Raw genomic sequence first — 15,698 nt, 5'->3', positions numbered from 1 at the left:
CTGCGGTCCGTTAGCGGATCAGGTAGGGCATGTTGACGGTGACGGCTCCGGTGGGGCACCGGGCCGCGCACGGTCCGCAGTACCAACACTCGTCGACGTGCATGAACGCCTTACCGGTGTCGGGGTTGATGGCCAGTGCATCGAGTGGGCACACTTCGACACACAATGTGCAGCCGTCGACACACAGCGACTCGTCGATGGTCACGGGAACGTCGACACGTTGATTCACCAGCGTCATGTCTTGTCTTACTCCTGACGTCCACGGGACAGGTTGCCGCGTAGCGTTATTCGGTCGCCGCGCATGCGGATGTACTCGAGGTCGACGGGACGGCCGTCGTCGAGGTGGGTGAGCCGCTCGAGCATCAACAAGGCTGCCCCGTCGGGAAGTTGAAGCGTGGCGGCCGAATGAGCGTCTGCGGCAACGGCTTCCACGGCGAGCGCGGCAGAGCCGAGCTTCTGCCCTGTCACTTCCTCGATCAGCGTGAAGATGTCGTTGGTCTCCAGCGGATGGCGCAGGACGTCGGCGCCCACGTCCGGCACAAGATAGGTCAAGTCCAGGCTCAGCGGCAGGTCGCCGAGATAGCGCAACCGTTCGACGAATACCACCCGCTCACCGGGTGCCAGCGCCAGCCGGCGCGCGACCGACGGTGGTGCGGCGATCTCCAACGCGGCCCGCACCTCGTTGCGGACCTCGCCGTAGCCCTTGAACGTTTCCTTGAGTCCCAGCAACGCGTCGAGGCCGTGGTCGTATTTCCGGTGTGCGACCCGGGTGCCCACTTTGGGGCTGCGGTCGATCAGCCCCTCGGCCTTGAGTGCGGCGAGAGCGTCGCGAATCGTGTTGCGCGACACGAAGAACTCCGCTGCCAGCTGCTCGTCGGACGGCAACCCGTCTTCGTAGGCGCCGGCATAAATCTGGTGGCGCAGCACGTCGGCGACCTGCCTCGCGCGGTCGGCACGCGGCCGGCGAAGCGGAGTCGGATCGACAACTGGCATGCTGAAAACGTTAAGACGGCAGCGCTGGGCGGCCCGTGTCGCCGAGCACGGCCGGAAGTGGCCCAGCCCCATTGCGCCGGTAATTGGACGTCGCGACCAGCGCAAAGCGATCGGTCACGGGTTATTGCGCCACTTCACAAGCCAATTCGACATTGCAATCGCGTTGATCGAAATGCCCGGCCCCTGGCCGGGGCCGCGGCTGCAACCGCGTCAGTGACCGGCACCCGGACCGCCGCGTCGAGCCGCTAGCGGAAGCGGGGCTCGCCGAGTGTGAATGTGGCCTCGTCGATGACCGCACCGATGTGACGGCCCGGTCGTAACCAGGTGGCGAGCGTGCCCGCGGAGCGGACGTCGACGGTCACGATCGCCGGCCGCACCTGACCGGTGAACGTCAGCAGCGAGTCGCCGATCCGGCCGTCGCTGAATTGCTGACGCGCCGTACCCCGGTACTTCAGCGGGATCGCCGGGCCGACGACTCGCGGCGTCGCGCTCACCGACCATGCGGCTCCGTCGCGGCCGGTGCCGGTGACGGTCCGGCCGGCGCCCGGTTCGCCGTCGAACTCGGCGAGGGTCTTCGGCATGGCCCAATTCGTCCGTCCGCCAAGCAGACTGGACGGCGAATCCACCGACATGAACGCCACGTTGGCCCAGGGGCGCAAGCCAGTGCGGGACGCGATCATGCCCAGCACCTCGTCGTACGGGCCGACCGGCGTGTCGGTGTAGTGGACGAAGCCGCCGACCGTCGCCAGCGCCGGGCTGCCGGCCAGACGCGGCGGGAGCGCAGCGGCCGCCGCACGACCACCTCGGCCCAGCCACAGCAGCGCCGAGCATCGGCAGTCCCACGGCGCGGGCGCCGCGTTGGCCGGCAAACTGGCGATCAGCTCTTCACTGAGGGCAGTTTCGGGAACCCCCGGCAGACCGGACAATTCGGTGTGCACGTTGGCGTCGCCCATGTCACTCACTTCCTTCCATTCGCGCCTGATAGCCGGCCCGCTTCTCCGCATCCCGCCCGGCGGGGTCGACCACCAAGAACCGCTCGAGTGTTCTCGGCGATGACATCCGGGCGACCAGTTCGGTGCGCACGAATCCTGGGCCGAACGCCGAGATCTCGACACCGCGGCCGGTGACGGCGCCGATGAAGTTCAGCTCGACCGTACGACGGGTGAGCTTCGCGTCCTCGTCGAGAAATCGCCCGATCCCCTGCGCGCCGCCGGTGACCGCGACGCGCAAACCCGCGACTTGGACCACCCGGCAAGGATGTCACACCGTACTCTGAGGAGTCGTGGAGCTGCTGGTCGCGGTGAACCCGGACCCTCAGTCGCGGCTGCCTTTCCTCATCCGGGTTCCGGTGGGCGACGGTCTGGTATTCGCTACGTCGGGAACCTGGCCGCGCGCACAGGCGGTGTACTGCCATCCGTTGCCCGCCGAGAGCTGGCCCGCCGAGCCCGAGCTCGTCGAAACCGTCGAACTGCGCTCGTGCACCCGTCGAGGCGCTGCCATCGACGTCGTCGCCGCCCGGTCCAGAGAGAACCGCTCTCAGCTCGTCCAGACCATCGCACGCGGCCGCGACGTCGTGTTCTGGCAGAGCCCGCTCACCCGTAAGCAATCACGGCCTCGGGTGCGCACCCCAACCGCGCGGGCCGCCGGCATACCCGAGTTGTCCATTGCCGTCGACTCCCATGAGCGCTACGCGTACAGCTTCAGCGACAAGCCCGTCGTCACCATCCGCCAGCCGCTCGCCTGTGGGGACTACGGACTGCACATCGATGGCCGGCTCGTCGCTGCCGTCGAACGGAAGTCGTTGTCGGACTTCAGCTCCGGCCTGCTCAACGGCAAGCTCAAATACCAGCTCATCGATTTGGCGGCGCTGCCGCGGGCGGCAGTGGTGGTGGAAGACCGGTACTCGGAGATCTTCGCGTCGACGTTCATCAGGCCGGCCACTGTCGCCGATGCGCTCGCAGAACTACAAGTCGGCTTTCCGACGGTGCCGATCGTGTTTTGCCAGAACCGCAAGCTCGCTCAGGAGTACACCTACCGCTATTTGGCGGCGGCGCAGCGGTGGTTCACCGAACAAGGCGACTGACCGGCCGGGCCACCAGGGCATCAGTCCGGCGTTCCCCGCACGGCGGCTGCCGCTGCCCGGATCTGCGGAGTGACGAGCATGATCTGGCCCAGCACGCCGTTGACGAAGCCTGGCGAATCGTCCGTCGACAACTTCTTCGCCAGCTCCACCGCCTCGTCGACTGCGACCGGCTCCGGAACATCGCTGGCGTGCAACAACTCCCACACCGCGACCCGCAGCACCGCGCGATCGACGGCCGGCAGCCGCTCCAACGTCCAGCCTTGTAGGTGAGCCGAGATCAGGTCGTCGATGTGCTCGCGGTGCGCAGTGACTCCGCGGGCGATCGTGACCGTGTACGGGTTCAGCGCAGACACGTCGGGCTGCTGCTGGGCCAGCGCCGTACGCGCCTCGGCCACCTCCGCGGGGGTCAGCCCACGTGCCTCGGCCTCGAATAGCACGTCCACCGCGCGCTTTCGTGCTTGATGGCGACCCCGGTCGGCTTTGCGCTCAGGCATTCACCCTTCCTAGGTAGCTGCCGTCGCGGCTGTCGACTTTGAGCTTGTCGCCGGTGTTGATGAACAGCGGCACGTTGATCTGCGCGCCGGTCTCCAGTGTTGCGGGCTTGGTGCCGGCATTGGAGCGGTCACCCTGCAGGCCGGGCTCGGTATGGGTGACTTCCAGCTCGACGGTCACCGGTAATTCGATGTAGAGCGGGTTGCCGTTGTGGAACGCCACCTGCACTGGCATGCCCTCGAGCAGGAACCGGGCCGCGTCGCCAACCAGCGACTCGGGCAGGTGGTGCTGCTCGTAGTCCTCGCTGTCCATGAACACGTACTCGGTGCCGTCGCGGTACAGATAAGTGGTGTCGCGGCGGTCGACGGTCGCGGTCTCCACCTTCACACCGGCGTTATAAGTCTTGTCGACGACCTTGCCCGACAGCACGTTCTTGAGCTTGGTCCGCACGAAAGCGGGCCCTTTGCCGGGCTTGACGTGCTGGAACTCGATGATTTGCCAGAGCTGGCCGTCGATCTGAAGGACGAGCCCGTTCTTGAAGTCGGCAGTCGTTGCCACGGTCGGTTGTTCTCCTCGTTGTCAGTCACAGTCCATGGGGCCGTTCGGCGCTCGCCGGATCGGCCTGATCGGCGGCCGGGCCGAAGTTCGGGCCCCATTCTCTCATCCGCCGCCCAGCCGGTGACACGATCACCGCATCGGGCAGACGCCGTTGCGCGGCGTCGTCAGAGGACCGCGAGCTCTTTGGGGAATCGGGTGAGCAGTTCCGGCGCTTCGTCGCCGACGATCAGCGTGTCCTCGATGCGCACCCCGCCTCGGTCCGGCAGGTAGACGCCGGGCTCCACGGTCACCGCCGCGTCCGCATGCAGCGTCGCGGCCGAGGCGCCGCTGATCCCGGGTGCCTCGTGGATCTGCAGTCCGACGCCGTGGCCCAGTCCGTGGCTGAAGTTCTCGGCGTAACCGGCGTCGGCGATCACCTGGCGCGCCGCCGCGTCGACCTCGCTGCACGGCTTCCCGGGCGCCAGCGCCTCCCGACCGGCTTTCTGCGCGGTGGCCACCACCTGGTAGATCTCGTGCTGCCAATGGGCCGCTTGGCCCAGCACGAACGTCCGGGTCATGTCGGAGTGGTAGCCCGCGACGAGCGCGCCGAAGTCGATCTTGACGAAGTCGCCGAAGGTCAGCTCGGCGTCGGTCGGCCGGTGATGCGGGATCGCAGAATGCGCACCGGTCGCGACGATCGTCTCGAACGACACCCCGTCGGCACCGTGGTCGAGCATCAGAGCCTCGAGGTCGCGGGCCACCTGCCGCTCGGTGCGCCCAGGTCGCAGGCCTCCTCGCTGAATCAGGTCGGTCAACGCAGCGTCGGCCGCCTCGCACGCCAACCGCAGCAGCGCTTTCTCGCCGTCGTCTTTGACCTCCCGCAACGCCTCGACGTTGCCGGACGCCCGCACCAGCTCGATGTCGCCGGCCGCCCGCGCCAACTGGTCGTAGCCGTCCACCGTGACGACGTGGCTCTCGAAGCCGAGCCGCCCCACGCCATGTTCGGCGGCCAGCCGCGCCAGGTGCGGCCCGCAGGAGCGCTCGATCTCCAGCCGCACGTCGGGCGACTGGCGCGCGGCCTGCGTACGGTAGCGGCCGTCGGTCGCCAGCACCGCGGGAACGTCGTCGTCGGCAAACACCAGCAGGGCCGCGTTCGAGCCGGTGAACCCGGCCAGATAACGGACATTCACCAGGTCCGACACCAACATCGCGTCTACTCCGGCGGCGGATAGCCGGCGACACAAGTTGCGGCGGCGCTGGGAATATGTCACAGGTCTTGACGCTACCCGCTAGGCTCAGCGCCCATGAGGTCATGGTTGCTGCGCGGACTGGTCTTCGCGTTCCTGCAGACGGTGCTTCGCATCATTCAGACCGCGATGATCAACACGTGGGAGACGCAGGCCCCGATCATCAGCGTGTCGCTGCAGGTGATCTTGGCCGTGATCGCGCTGGCCTGGGGCTTCGTCGACGGCCGCCGTGACGCCAATGCGCAACCGGACCCCGACCGCCGCGCCGACCTCGCGATGACATGGCTGCTGGCGGGTCTTGTCGCCGGTGTGCTGTCCGGTCTGGTGTCGTGGATCGTGTCGCTGTTCTACAAGGAAATGTATGTGATGGGCCTGCTGAACGAACTCACCGTGTTCGCGGCCTACACCGCTTTGCTGACATTCGTGATGGCGATGATCGGGGTCGCGGTGGGCCGCTTCCTGGTGGACCGCCGCTATGCCAAAGAGGGCTATCCGTCGTCCCGCCGCGGCGACGGCGCGGAAGGTGACCAAGGGCCCGACACCGATGTGTTCGCCGCGGTCGGCGGAGGCCGCCAGCGCGACGAAGGGCGTGACGAGGCGCCGACGCAAGAGGCGCGCCTGCACGAGCAGCGCACCCAGGAGGGGCCGACGCACCCGGAGGGCAGCGAGCGCACCGAGCGCACCGAGCGCACCGAGCTCAGCTAGTCCAGCCGCGCGTTCAGTCGAGGGTCAGCGCGCGAGCGTTTCCGCCAGATAACGCAGGGCGAGTAGATATCCCTGCACACCGAGGCCCGCGATCACGCCGGTGGCGACCGGGCTGATGTATGAGTGGTGCCGAAACTCCTCGCGCGCGTACACATTCGAGATGTGCACTTCCACGAGCGGTGACCGTAGTTCCGCGCAGGCGTCGCGCAATGCGACCGACGTGTGAGTCAGCCCGCCGGCGTTGAGGATGACCGGCTCGTCCGCATCGGCAGCCCGGTGAATCAGATCGATCAGCTCGGCCTCGCTGTTGCTCTGCCGCACAAGGACTTTCAAACCGAGCTCAGCAGCGGTCTTCTCGATCAGTGCGACCACTTCCTGATATGTGGTGGTGCCGTAGACCTGTGGCTCGCGCAGCCCCAACCGATCCAGATTCGGGCCGTTGAGCACGTTGACCGTTGTCACGCCGCCACCTCCGCGTATGCCGCCGCCAGCAGCGCCGGATCGGGCCCTTCCAGCCGGCCGGGTTTGGCCAGGCCATCCAGCACCACGAACCGCAGCACCCCGGCTCGCGTTTTCTTGTCACCGGCCATGATCTCGAGCAGCTGCGGCAGCGCGTCGGCGTCGTAGGTGACCGGCAGACCGAGTGACGTCAGGATGTCCCGATGGCGCCGGGCCGTCGCGTCGTCGAGCCGGCCCGCCAGCCGGGAGAGCTCCGCGGCGAAAACCAGGCCCACCGACACCGCGGCACCGTGCCGCCACCGGTAGTTCTCCCGGCGCTCGATCGCGTGTCCCAACGTGTGCCCGTAGTTGAGAATCTCGCGCAGCTGCGATTCCTTCTCGTCGGCGGCCACCACCTCGGCCTTGACCGCCACTGCGCGGCGGATCAGTTCGGGCAGCACGTCTGCCCCCGGGTCCAGCGCGGCCTGGGCATCGTTCTCGATCAGCTCCAGGATCGCGGGGTCCGCGATGAACCCGGCCTTCACCACCTCCGCCATTCCTGCCGCGAGCTCGTCGTGCGGCAGTGTCTTCAGTGTGTCCAGGTCGACCAGCACGGCGCGCGGCTGGTGGAACGCGCCGACCAGGTTCTTGCCGGCGTCGGTGTTGATGCCGGTCTTGCCGCCGACCGCCGCGTCCACCATCCCGAGCAATGTGGTGGGCACATGGACGACGGCCACGCCGCGCAGCCAGGTGGCAGCGGCGAATCCCGCGACGTCGGTGGCGGCACCGCCGCCGAGGCTGACGATCGCATCTTTGCGCCCAACACCGATGCGCCCCAACACTTCCCAAATGAAGCCGAGGACCCGCAGCTCCTTGCCGGCCTCCGCGTCCGGGATCTCGACGCGGTGTGCATCGATTCCGTTGTCGCACAACGACGTTCGAGTCAGCTCAGCGGTCTCGGCCATGACCGGCTGGTGCAGGATCGCCACTTTGTGCGTGCCCTCGAGCAGTCGCGGCAGCTCGGCGCGGACACCGCTGCCGATGATCACCGGATACGGCGGGTCGACATGGACGTCGACGGTCACGGGCTCAGTCACGGTCCGTCCGTTCGGCTTTGCGGGCGGCCAGCGCGGCGGGGCTGGGCGGCGCGTGCGAGGCTTCGCTGGGGGTCAGCGAGATCGGCGAGCGCCGCCATACATGGCGGCGCTTACGCCTGGACGGCTGCGGGTTCTCCAACCGGGTCACGATATGGCGGACGACGGCCCCCGGGTTGCGGCGATTGGTGTTGACCCGCATGGTTGCCGCGCGGCGGTACAGCGGCACCCGGTCAGCCATCAGCGCGCGGTACCTCGCGGCGGCGTCGGGGCCGGCCAGCAGCGGGCGCGCGGTGCTGCCGCTGGTGCGGCGCACGCCTTCGGCCGCGTTGATTTCCAGGTAGACGACGGTGTGGCCGGCCAACGCATCGCGCACCCCCGGTGTGGTGATCGCGCCGCCGCCCAACGCCAGGACGCCGTCGTGTTCGGCAAGCGCATCGCAGATCACCTCTTCCTCGATGCGCCGGAACTCCTGCTCGCCGTCGGCGGCGAAGATGTCGGCGATGGTGCGGCCGGTCTTGGCTTCGATCGCCGCGTCGGTGTCCAGGAATGCCACGTCGAGCGCCCGGGCCAGGCGCCGCCCGATTGTCGACTTGCCGGACCCGGGCAGACCGATCAGAACGGCCTTGGGCGCCATCACGATCACCCCGACGCCCGAAGGTCGCGGCTGCGGGCGGCGATGCCCTCGAGATACGAGGCGATGTTGTTCTTGGTCTCGTTGATGGAGTCGCCGCCGAACTTCTCCAGCGCCGCGCGGGCCAACACCAGCGCGACCATCGCCTCGGCCACGACCCCGGCGGCTGGCACCGCGCACACGTCGGAACGCTGATGGATTGCCACGGCCTCCGCGCCGGTGGCCATGTCGACCGTGGCCAGCGCGCGCGGCACCGTTGAGATCGGCTTCATGGCCGCGCGCACCCGCAGCGGCTGACCGTTCGTCATGCCGCCCTCCAGGCCACCGGCGCGGTTGGTCGACCGCAGCACTCCAGCCGGTGCGGGATACATTTCGTCGTGGGCCACACTGCCGCGGCGGCGGGCCGTCTGGAAGCCGTCGCCGATCTCGACACCCTTGATGGCCTGGATGCCCATGATCGCGGCGGCCAGCTGGCTGTCGAGGCGGTTGTCGCCGCTGGTGAACGACCCCAAACCGACAGGCAGGTTCAGCGCGACGACCTCGACGACACCGCCGAGCGTGTCCCCGTCTTTCTTGGCCGCCTCGATCTCGTCGATCATCGACTGCTCGGCGGTCTTGTCGAAAGCGCGCACCGGGCTGGCGTCGATCGCGTCGAGGTCGGCCGGCTGCGGGGGCGGCCCGTCGTAGGGCCCCGACGCGCCGATCGAGATGACGTGGCTCAGCACGTCGACGCCCATGGCCTGCTTGAGGAACTGCTTCGCGACGGTTCCCGCGGCGACGCGGGCCGCGGTCTCCCGGGCGCTGGCCCGCTCCAGCACAGGACGGGCGTCGTCGAAGCCGTACTTGAGCATTCCCGCGTAGTCGGCGTGACCGGGCCGGGGTCTGGTGAGCGGCGCGTTGCGCGCGATGTCGGCGAGCTCCGCGGGGTCGACCGGGTCGGTGGCCATCACGGTCTCCCATTTCGGCCACTCGCTGTTGCCGATCTCGATCGCGATGGGGCCACCGAGGGTCACCCCGTGGCGCACCCCTGCCAGCACCGTGACTTCATCGGCTTCGAACTTCATCCGCGCGCCGCGGCCGTAGCCGAGGCGTCGCCTGGCCAACTGGGTGCGGATGTCGGCGGACGTGACGTGCACGCCGGCGACCATGCCTTCGAGCATGCTCACCAGCGCTCGGCCGTGCGACTCGCCGGCTGTCGTCCATCGCAACACGCGTCCCATCTTCCCATGCGACCGCCCGCTGGGCTTAATCGCGATTGGGCGTCAGAGGAGCGCCAGCGTGGCGGCGGCGGCCGTGGCGAAGCACATCGCCGGACCGTGCGGCACCGTGCGCGCGCCGCGGCGCACCAGCTCCACCGCCGCCCACATCGCGGTCAGCAACGGCGCGGCCAGCGCGGCGAGCAGCCACACGTCCGCTCCGAAGTAGCCGCTGAGCGCGCCGACCCCGAGCGCCAGCTTCACGTCGCCCGCGCCCATCGCCGCCGGCGCGACAGCGTGCACCAGGAGGTAGAGCAGGCCCAGGCCGGCGGCGCCGGCCAAGGCGGGCACACCACGTCCGCAGGCCGTCGCCAATACCAGCACCACGACGGCGCCCGGCAGTGTCAACCAGTTCGGCAATCGGCGCTGCCGCAGGTCGTAGCCGCTCAACAACGCCAGCCACAGCAGCGCCGCCAAAAACTCCCCCAGCCCCACGGATGGAGGCTAACCCCGCTGGAGCGCAGCTCTCATCACTTCTTTTGGCGCCGGCCGTCCGGTGAACTGCTCGACCTGGGCGAACGCCTGGTGCAGCAGCATCTGCAGCCCGTCGATCACCGCGCCGCCCGCCTCGGAAACCGCCGCCGCCAGCGGCGTGGGCCATGGATCGTAGACGGCGTCCAGCAGCACGGGCGCGCGCCGCAGCACCGCCAGATGCGCCGCGGCGGCGTCGGCCGGGATCGTGTTGACGACGGCACCGGCGCTCGCGACGTCGTCGGCCAGAGCAGGGTCGCTGAATGCGCGCCACGACGCCGCAAGACCGCAGTCACCGGCCAGCGCTAGCAGAGGCTGCGCCTTGGCAGCATCGCGGGCGACCACGATCACCCGGCGGGCATCAAGGTCGGCGGCCGCGACCACCACGGCGCGGGCAGTGCCCCCCGCGCCGAGCACGACCAGCACACCGTCGACGCTGCCGAGCGCGCCGACCACGCCGTCGACGTCGGTGTTGTCGGCGCGCCAGCCGCGTCCGGTGCGCACGAGGGTGTTCGCGGATCCCACCTGCTGCGCGCGTTCGGTGCGCTCGTCGGCGAAGGCCAGCGCGGCGAACTTGTTCGGCATCGTCACCGACAGCCCCACCCAGTCCGGGCCCAATCCGCTGACCAGCCTGGGCAATTGCTCGGCCGTGCACTCGATGCGCTCATAGGTCCAGTCGGCCAGTCCCAGCGCCCGGTAGGCGGCGAGATGCAGCTGCGGCGACTTCGAATGGGCGACCGGCGAACCCAGCACGCCCGCTCTCATCGTGCGCTGTCGAGGACACCGTTGCGCTTGGCCAGCTCGATGTTGGCCAGATGCTGCTGATAGTCGCGGGTGAACAGCGTGGTGCCCTGCATGTCCACCGTGACGAAGTACAGCCAATCCCCCGGTTCGGGTCGTTCCGCGGCGGCCAGCGCTTGATCCCCCGGCGAGCAGATCGGCGTCTTGGGCAGCCCCTCGCTCACATAGGTGTTCCACGGGGTTTCGCGGCCGCGGTCGGCGTCGGTGGTGGCCACCTCCTGGCGGTCCAGCGGGTAGTTGACGGTGGAGTCGAACTCCAGTCGCTGGTGCACCTGCAGCCGGTTGTAGATGACGCGGGCGACCTTCGCGAAGTCCGCCGGCTTGGATTCCCGCTGCACCAGCGACGCCACGATCAGCGTCTGATAGGTGGACAGCGACTGCCCGTCGGGCGAGGTGCCCAGCCCGCGCTGCGAGTACAGGCCTGCGCTGTCACCGATCAGCTTCGCCAGGATCTCGTGCGCCGTCCATGCCGGGTTGATGTCCCACGTGCCGGGAGCGATCAGCCCCTCCAGCCGCCGGTGGTCGCCGCCCATCGCAGCCACCTGCTGAACCGCCCAGGACGGCACGTTCAACGCCGCCGGCGCGTCGCTGCCGGCCACCTCACGCAGCTCGGTGACCGGTACGCAGCGCCGATTACCGTCGAGCTGAACGCACGACGCGCGGGAGATCAGCGTCAGAATGCCCTCGGTGACCGCGTTGGTCTTGACGTCAGCCACGTCGTCGAGCTGTCGGCCCTCCGGGATCACCAGCTTGCCGACCCGGTTGTGCGGGTCGGTCAACCGGCGCACCGCGTCGGCGGACGAGATCTCGGTGCGCATCTGGTAGTAGCCCGGCTGGATCGACGACATCTGCGAGTTGCCGTGCGCCGCGTCGACGAAGCCGCGCACCGAGGCGACCACTTTGTTGTCGACGAGCGTCTGTGCGATGGCCGTGGTGGAGTCGCCGTTGTGCACCTGAATCACGACGTCGTTCTTGCCGCCGCCGGAGTAGTCGCTGAACCAGGAGTGCCACAGCCGGGATCCCAGGAAAACCGCCGCGATCACCACCACGACCAGCAGGGCCACAATCGCCATCCGGATGTTGTTGCGGCGCCGACGGATTCGCTCCCGCCGAATCCGCTCGGCACGTGAACTGCGCCGCGGCGAGTTGACCGCCACGGGCTCCGCCCGGCCCGACGCACGCCCGTCAGCCACCGCCGCCCTTTCCGGCGTGCGCGCGGCGCTGATCCAGCCATCCCTGGAGGATGGCGACCGCGGCGGCCTGATCGATCTTGGACCGCTGGTCTTTCGCCGAGATTCCGGCCTCGCGCAGCGACCGCTGAGCGCTGACCGTGGTCAGCCGCTCGTCGGCCAGCCGCACCGGGACACCTGAGATCCGCTGGGCCAGCGCGTCGGCCACGCTGATCGCGTCCTCCGCAGCGGAGCCGGCGCGGTCGGCGAGAGTACGCGGCAAGCCGACCACCACCTCGACCACGTCGAGCTCGGTGACCAGTGCCGCCAGTCGCTTGAGGTGGCTGCCCGACCTGTTGCGCCGCACGGTTTCCACCGGTGTGGCCAGGATGCCGTCGGGGTCGCTGACGGCCACGCCGATACGGACGCTTCCCACGTCGACACCGAGCCGTCGGCCACGTCCGGGGTCGTCGAGGCCGGGCCGGTCCGGCACACGGTCCATACCGACAGCCAAGGTCACTAGCTCCGGGCGATCTCGGCTCGTAGCGCGGCGAGCGCCGCGTCGATCCCGGCCGCGTTCTTCCCCGAGCCCTGAGCCAGCTCCGGCTTTCCTCCGCCGCGGCCGTCGACCGCCTCGTTGAACCGCTTCACCAGCTCATTGGCCCGCAGGCCGAGGTCCACGGCCGCGGGATTGGCCGCCACCACGTATGGCACCGCACCGCCCTCGCCCTCGGCGATCAGTGCCACCACCGCCGGGTCGCTACCCAGCCGGCCACGGATGTCGCCAACGAGGTTCCGCAGATCCCCCGCCGTCTCCGCCGCCATTCGCTGAGCCACCACCCGGACCCTACCGATCTGCTCGGCTCCAGCGGCCGCATTCGCGGCGGCCGCGCGGGCAGAGGCCTGGCGCATCCGCTCGAGTTCCTTCTCCGCCGCTTTGAGCCGGTCGACCAGGGTGGCCACCCGGGCGGGCACTTCCTCAGACGGCACCTTCAGCGACGACGCCAGCCCGGCGAGCAGCGCGCGTTCCTTGGCCAGGTGCCGGAACGCGTCGAGTCCCACGTAAGCCTCGACCCGACGCACACCCGAGGCGATCGACGATTCACCCAGGATGGTCACCGGGCCGACTTGCGCGGAGTTGTGCACATGCGTGCCGCCGCACAGCTCCAGCGAGAACGGGCCGCCGATCTCCACCACCCGGACCTGCTCCGGGTAGGTTTCGCCGAACAGCGCGATCGCGCCCATCGCCTTGGCTTTGTCGAGTTCGGTGGTGAACGTGTGCACCTCGAAGTCGGCCTCGACGGCCTCGTTGGTGACTTCTTCGATCTGCGTGCGCTGGTGTTCGGAAAGCGGTCCCTGCCAATTGAAGTCGAATCGCAGGTAACCGGGACGGTTCAACGAACCCGCCTGAACTGCGTTGGGGCCCAACACTTGTCGCAGTGCAGCATGCACCAAGTGGGTGCCCGAGTGCCCTTGGGTGGCGCCGTGGCGCCAGCGCGGATCCACAGCGGCCACCACGGTGTCACCCTCGACGAACTCGCCGGACTCCACGTTGACCCGGTGCGTCCACAGCGTTTTCGCGATCTTCTGCACGTCGGTGACGGCGGCCTTGGCGGTGGCGCCGGCGCCGGTGCCGGTGATGGTGCCTTCGTCGGCGATCTGGCCGCCCGACTCGGCGTAGAGGGGGGTGCGGTCGAGGATCAGCTCGACGCGCTGCGCGGCCTGCGTTTCGGGGGTGTGCGCGACCACCGGTACCCGCTTGCCGTCGACGAAAATGCCGAGAATCTTTGCCTCTGAGGTCAATTCGTCGAAGCCGGTGAACTCGGTCGGCCCGGCGTCCAGAAGTTCCCGGTACGCCGACAGGTCGGCGTGGGCATGCTTGCGCGCGGCGGCGTCGGCCTTGGCACGGTCGCGCTGCTCGGCCATCAGCCGCCGGAATCCGGCTTCGTCGACCGTGAGCCCAGCCTCGGCAGCCATCTCCAGGGTCAGATCGATGGGAAATCCGTACGTGTCGTGCAGCGTGAACGCATCGTCGCCGGACAGCACTGTCCTGCCCGCCGCCTTGGTAGCGCCGGCGGCCTGCTCGAACAGCCGCGACCCCGAGGCCAGCGTCCGGTTGAATGCCGCCTCCTCGGCTTCGGCGATGCGGCTGATCCGCGCGAAGTCGGTGACCAGTTCGGGATACGACGGGCCCATCGCGTCGCGCACCGTGGCCATGAGTTCACCGACGATGGGCCTGTCGATGTCCAGCAGCTTCGCCGCCCGCACGATGCGGCGCAGCAAGCGGCGCAACACATATCCGCGGCCGTCGTTGCCGGGGCTGACCCCGTCGCCGATGAGAATCGCGGCGGTGCGGCTGTGGTCGGCAATGATCCGGTAACGCACGTCGTCGTCATGATTGCCTGCGCCGTAGCCGCGCGGTGCGATCTCGGCGACCTTGTCGATCACCGGCCGCAGCAGGTCGGTCTCGTAGACGTTGTCGACACCCTGCAGCACACACGCGATTCGCTCGACGCCCATGCCGGTGTCAATGTTCTTGCGCGGCAACGGCCCCAGGATCTCGAAGTCGGTTTTCGAGGTACCCTCGCCGCGCAGGTTCTCCATGAACACGAGGTTCCAGATCTCGATGTAGCGGTCCTCGCTGGCGACCGGACCGCCCTCGGGGCCGTAGTGGGGGCCGCGGTCGTAATAGATCTCCGACGACGGGCCGCACGGCCCGGGAATTCCCATGGACCAGTAGTTGTCGGCCATGCCGCGGCGCTGAATCCGTTCTGGCGGCAGACCCGCCACTTGCTGCCACAGCTGCGCAGCCTCGTCGTCGTCCAAATAGACTGTCGCCCAGAGCCTTTCAGGATCCAGCCCGTAACCGCCGTCCTCGACCGGGTTGGTCAGCAAGGTCCACGCCAGCTCGATCGCGCGGCGCTTGAAGTAGTCGCCGAAGCTGAAGTTGCCGGCCATTTGGAAGAACGTGTTGTGGCGGGTGGTGACACCCACCTCATCGATGTCAGGGGTGCGGATGCACTTCTGGATGCTGGTGGCCGTGCGGTACGGCGGGGTGCGCTGACCGAGGAAGTACGGCACGAACTGCACCATGCCGGCGTTGACGAACAGCAAATTGGGGTCGTCGAGGATCACCGACGCGCTAGGCACCTCGGTGTGACCCGCTTTCACGAAGTGGTCGGTGAACCGCTTCCTGATGTCGTGAGTTCGCACTTTGCTGTCTGTCTTCTCTGTGAGCCGACGGTCTCGGCGCTCGGACCCGATTACCTTACCGGTCTGCCCTTCGTCAACGATTCGGGCGACGCGCTGGTGCCCGGCGCCGATCAGCCGTCGACGAAGCTCAATCGCACCGACCGCCGAGGGTTGTCGCGGTTGAGATCTACCAGCACGACGCTCTGCCAGGTGCCCAACAGCGGCTTGCCGTTCTCGACCGGCAACGTCACCGACGGCGCCACGAGCGCCGGCAACACGTGGTCGGCGCCGTGCCCGGGCGAACCGTGGGCGTGGCGGTAGCGGTCGTCGCGCGGCAGCAGGCGTTCCAGCGTGTCGACGAGGTCGTCGTCGCTGCCCGCACCGGTCTCGATCACCGCCACTCCGGCGGTCGCGTGCGGCACGAACACGTTGCACAGACCGTCGCCGTGTGACGCACAGAACGCACGGACCTCGTCAGTGAGATCGACGATGCGCCGGCGCGCGGTGTCGACGTCGAGAACGGCGCTATCCACATCTTCAGGGTACGGACGAAACCGCTGCCGCCCATTGCCAGGCCGCGGTCGAA

At 68.6% G+C, this 15,698-nt stretch carries 17 protein-coding genes and 2 pseudogenes; 2 read left to right on the top strand and 17 right to left on the bottom strand.

Going from position 1 to position 15,698, the window contains the following annotated elements; translation table 11 throughout:
• Window positions 1-10 precede the first annotated feature (10 nt).
• From AC5Y4C_RS06825 to AC5Y4C_RS06810, 4 genes are all read right to left on the bottom strand, one after another.
• Window positions 11-238, bottom strand: coding sequence for a 4Fe-4S dicluster domain-containing protein (locus AC5Y4C_RS06825; protein ID WP_499911797.1), 228 nt, complete (start codon window positions 236-238; stop codon window positions 11-13).
• A gap of 8 nt (window positions 239-246) precedes the next feature.
• Entirely contained in the window at window positions 247-993 is a 747-nt protein-coding gene (locus AC5Y4C_RS06820; protein ID WP_499964382.1) for a GntR family transcriptional regulator, read from the bottom strand.
• 245 nt (window positions 994-1,238) lie between these two features.
• The gene (locus AC5Y4C_RS06815) at window positions 1,239-1,946 is read right to left on the bottom strand and encodes an acetoacetate decarboxylase family protein (RefSeq protein ID WP_499964380.1); all 708 of its coding nucleotides are present in this window, start codon (window positions 1,944-1,946) and stop codon (window positions 1,239-1,241) included.
• A 1-nt stretch (window position 1,947) separates the two neighbouring features.
• On the bottom strand, window positions 1,948-2,241 hold the full coding sequence (locus AC5Y4C_RS06810; protein WP_499964379.1) for a hypothetical protein: 294 nt from the start codon (window positions 2,239-2,241) through the stop codon (window positions 1,948-1,950).
• Between the two features lie 34 nt (window positions 2,242-2,275).
• On the opposite strand from AC5Y4C_RS06810, the pseudogene AC5Y4C_RS06805 reads away from it, so the two are divergent.
• Window positions 2,276-3,073 (top strand): annotated as a pseudogene (locus AC5Y4C_RS06805) (ERCC4 domain-containing protein); the annotation flags it as partial.
• A 23-nt stretch (window positions 3,074-3,096) separates the two neighbouring features.
• Here the strand turns inward: AC5Y4C_RS06805 and nusB are convergent.
• The 3 genes from nusB to AC5Y4C_RS06790 all read right to left on the bottom strand — a co-directional run bounded on the left by nusB (window position 3,097) and on the right by AC5Y4C_RS06790 (window position 5,376).
• Window positions 3,097-3,570 (bottom strand): transcription antitermination factor NusB, encoded by a 474-nt coding sequence (nusB, locus tag AC5Y4C_RS06800; RefSeq protein ID WP_499948822.1) that lies wholly within the window; start codon window positions 3,568-3,570, stop codon window positions 3,097-3,099.
• On the bottom strand, window positions 3,563-4,126 hold the full coding sequence (gene efp / locus AC5Y4C_RS06795; RefSeq protein ID WP_499911787.1) for an elongation factor P: 564 nt from the start codon (window positions 4,124-4,126) through the stop codon (window positions 3,563-3,565). Before efp ends, nusB begins: the two co-directional genes overlap by 8 nt.
• Window positions 4,127-4,290: 164 nt before the next feature.
• On the bottom strand, window positions 4,291-5,376 hold the full coding sequence (locus tag AC5Y4C_RS06790; protein ID WP_499911785.1) for a M24 family metallopeptidase: 1,086 nt from the start codon (window positions 5,374-5,376) through the stop codon (window positions 4,291-4,293).
• 33 nt (window positions 5,377-5,409) lie between these two features.
• Here AC5Y4C_RS06790 and AC5Y4C_RS06785 point away from each other — a divergent pair, with 33 nt between their 5' ends.
• A complete protein-coding gene (locus tag AC5Y4C_RS06785) occupies window positions 5,410-6,057 on the top strand; it encodes a B-4DMT family transporter (protein WP_499964377.1) in 648 nt (215 codons plus the stop codon).
• Window positions 6,058-6,081: 24 nt separating this feature from the next.
• On the opposite strand, the gene aroQ is transcribed toward AC5Y4C_RS06785, so the two are convergent.
• The 10 genes and pseudogenes from aroQ to AC5Y4C_RS06735 form a co-directional block, all read right to left on the bottom strand.
• The gene (aroQ, locus tag AC5Y4C_RS06780) at window positions 6,082-6,519 is read right to left on the bottom strand and encodes a type II 3-dehydroquinate dehydratase (protein WP_499911781.1); all 438 of its coding nucleotides are present in this window, start codon (window positions 6,517-6,519) and stop codon (window positions 6,082-6,084) included.
• A complete protein-coding gene (gene aroB / locus AC5Y4C_RS06775; protein ID WP_499964375.1) occupies window positions 6,516-7,592 on the bottom strand; it encodes a 3-dehydroquinate synthase in 1,077 nt (358 codons plus the stop codon). The genes aroQ and aroB overlap by 4 nt, the downstream gene beginning before the upstream one ends.
• Window positions 7,593-7,710: 118 nt before the next feature.
• Window positions 7,711-8,226 (bottom strand): annotated as a pseudogene (locus AC5Y4C_RS06770) (shikimate kinase); the annotation flags it as partial.
• A gap of 5 nt (window positions 8,227-8,231) precedes the next feature.
• Window positions 8,232-9,434, bottom strand: a complete 1,203-nt coding sequence (aroC, locus tag AC5Y4C_RS06765) for a chorismate synthase (protein WP_499964417.1) — start codon at window positions 9,432-9,434, stop codon at window positions 8,232-8,234.
• Between the two features lie 51 nt (window positions 9,435-9,485).
• A complete protein-coding gene (locus tag AC5Y4C_RS06760; RefSeq protein ID WP_499964373.1) occupies window positions 9,486-9,914 on the bottom strand; it encodes a prepilin peptidase in 429 nt (142 codons plus the stop codon).
• 9 nt (window positions 9,915-9,923) lie between these two features.
• Complete coding sequence (locus AC5Y4C_RS06755; RefSeq protein WP_499964372.1) at window positions 9,924-10,715, bottom strand: shikimate dehydrogenase; 792 nt, start codon at window positions 10,713-10,715, stop codon at window positions 9,924-9,926.
• Window positions 10,712-11,944 carry an endolytic transglycosylase MltG gene (locus AC5Y4C_RS06750; RefSeq protein WP_499911774.1) on the bottom strand — a complete coding sequence of 411 codons (1,233 nt, stop codon included), beginning with the start codon at window positions 11,942-11,944 and terminating at the stop codon, window positions 10,712-10,714. Before AC5Y4C_RS06750 ends, AC5Y4C_RS06755 begins: the two co-directional genes overlap by 4 nt.
• Entirely contained in the window at window positions 11,937-12,422 is a 486-nt protein-coding gene (gene ruvX, locus AC5Y4C_RS06745) for a Holliday junction resolvase RuvX (RefSeq protein ID WP_499948814.1), read from the bottom strand. Before ruvX ends, AC5Y4C_RS06750 begins: the two co-directional genes overlap by 8 nt.
• 17 nt (window positions 12,423-12,439) lie before the next feature.
• Window positions 12,440-15,133 (bottom strand): alanine--tRNA ligase, encoded by a 2,694-nt coding sequence (gene alaS, locus AC5Y4C_RS06740; RefSeq protein ID WP_499964370.1) that lies wholly within the window; start codon window positions 15,131-15,133, stop codon window positions 12,440-12,442.
• A 110-nt stretch (window positions 15,134-15,243) separates the two neighbouring features.
• Window positions 15,244-15,645 (bottom strand): secondary thiamine-phosphate synthase enzyme YjbQ, encoded by a 402-nt coding sequence (locus tag AC5Y4C_RS06735; RefSeq protein WP_499911769.1) that lies wholly within the window; start codon window positions 15,643-15,645, stop codon window positions 15,244-15,246.
• Between the last annotated feature and the right edge of the window lie 53 nt (window positions 15,646-15,698).

The organism is Mycobacterium sp. NGS35 (assembly GCF_059812855.1).
Note: the sequence above shows the minus strand (reverse complement) of the source record. Positions and strands in the feature narration are given on the sequence as shown.

What these genes read in the sequence shown, in the direction of transcription:
- AC5Y4C_RS06815 (WP_499964380.1), bottom strand. Translation starts at nt 1,946, where the DNA reads ATGGGCGACGCCAACGTGCACACCGAATTGTCCGGTCTGCCGGGGGTT.
- AC5Y4C_RS06785 (WP_499964377.1), top strand. Translation starts at nt 5,410, where the DNA reads ATGAGGTCATGGTTGCTGCGCGGACTGGTCTTCGCGTTCCTGCAGACG.
- ruvX (WP_499948814.1), bottom strand. Translation starts at nt 12,422, where the DNA reads ATGGACCGTGTGCCGGACCGGCCCGGCCTCGACGACCCCGGACGTGGC.
- AC5Y4C_RS06825 (WP_499911797.1), bottom strand. Translation starts at nt 238, where the DNA reads ATGACGCTGGTGAATCAACGTGTCGACGTTCCCGTGACCATCGACGAG.
- AC5Y4C_RS06755 (WP_499964372.1), bottom strand. Translation starts at nt 10,715, where the DNA reads ATGAGAGCGGGCGTGCTGGGTTCGCCGGTCGCCCATTCGAAGTCGCCG.
- nusB (WP_499948822.1), bottom strand. Translation starts at nt 3,570, where the DNA reads ATGCCTGAGCGCAAAGCCGACCGGGGTCGCCATCAAGCACGAAAGCGC.
- AC5Y4C_RS06820 (WP_499964382.1), bottom strand. Translation starts at nt 993, where the DNA reads ATGCCAGTTGTCGATCCGACTCCGCTTCGCCGGCCGCGTGCCGACCGC.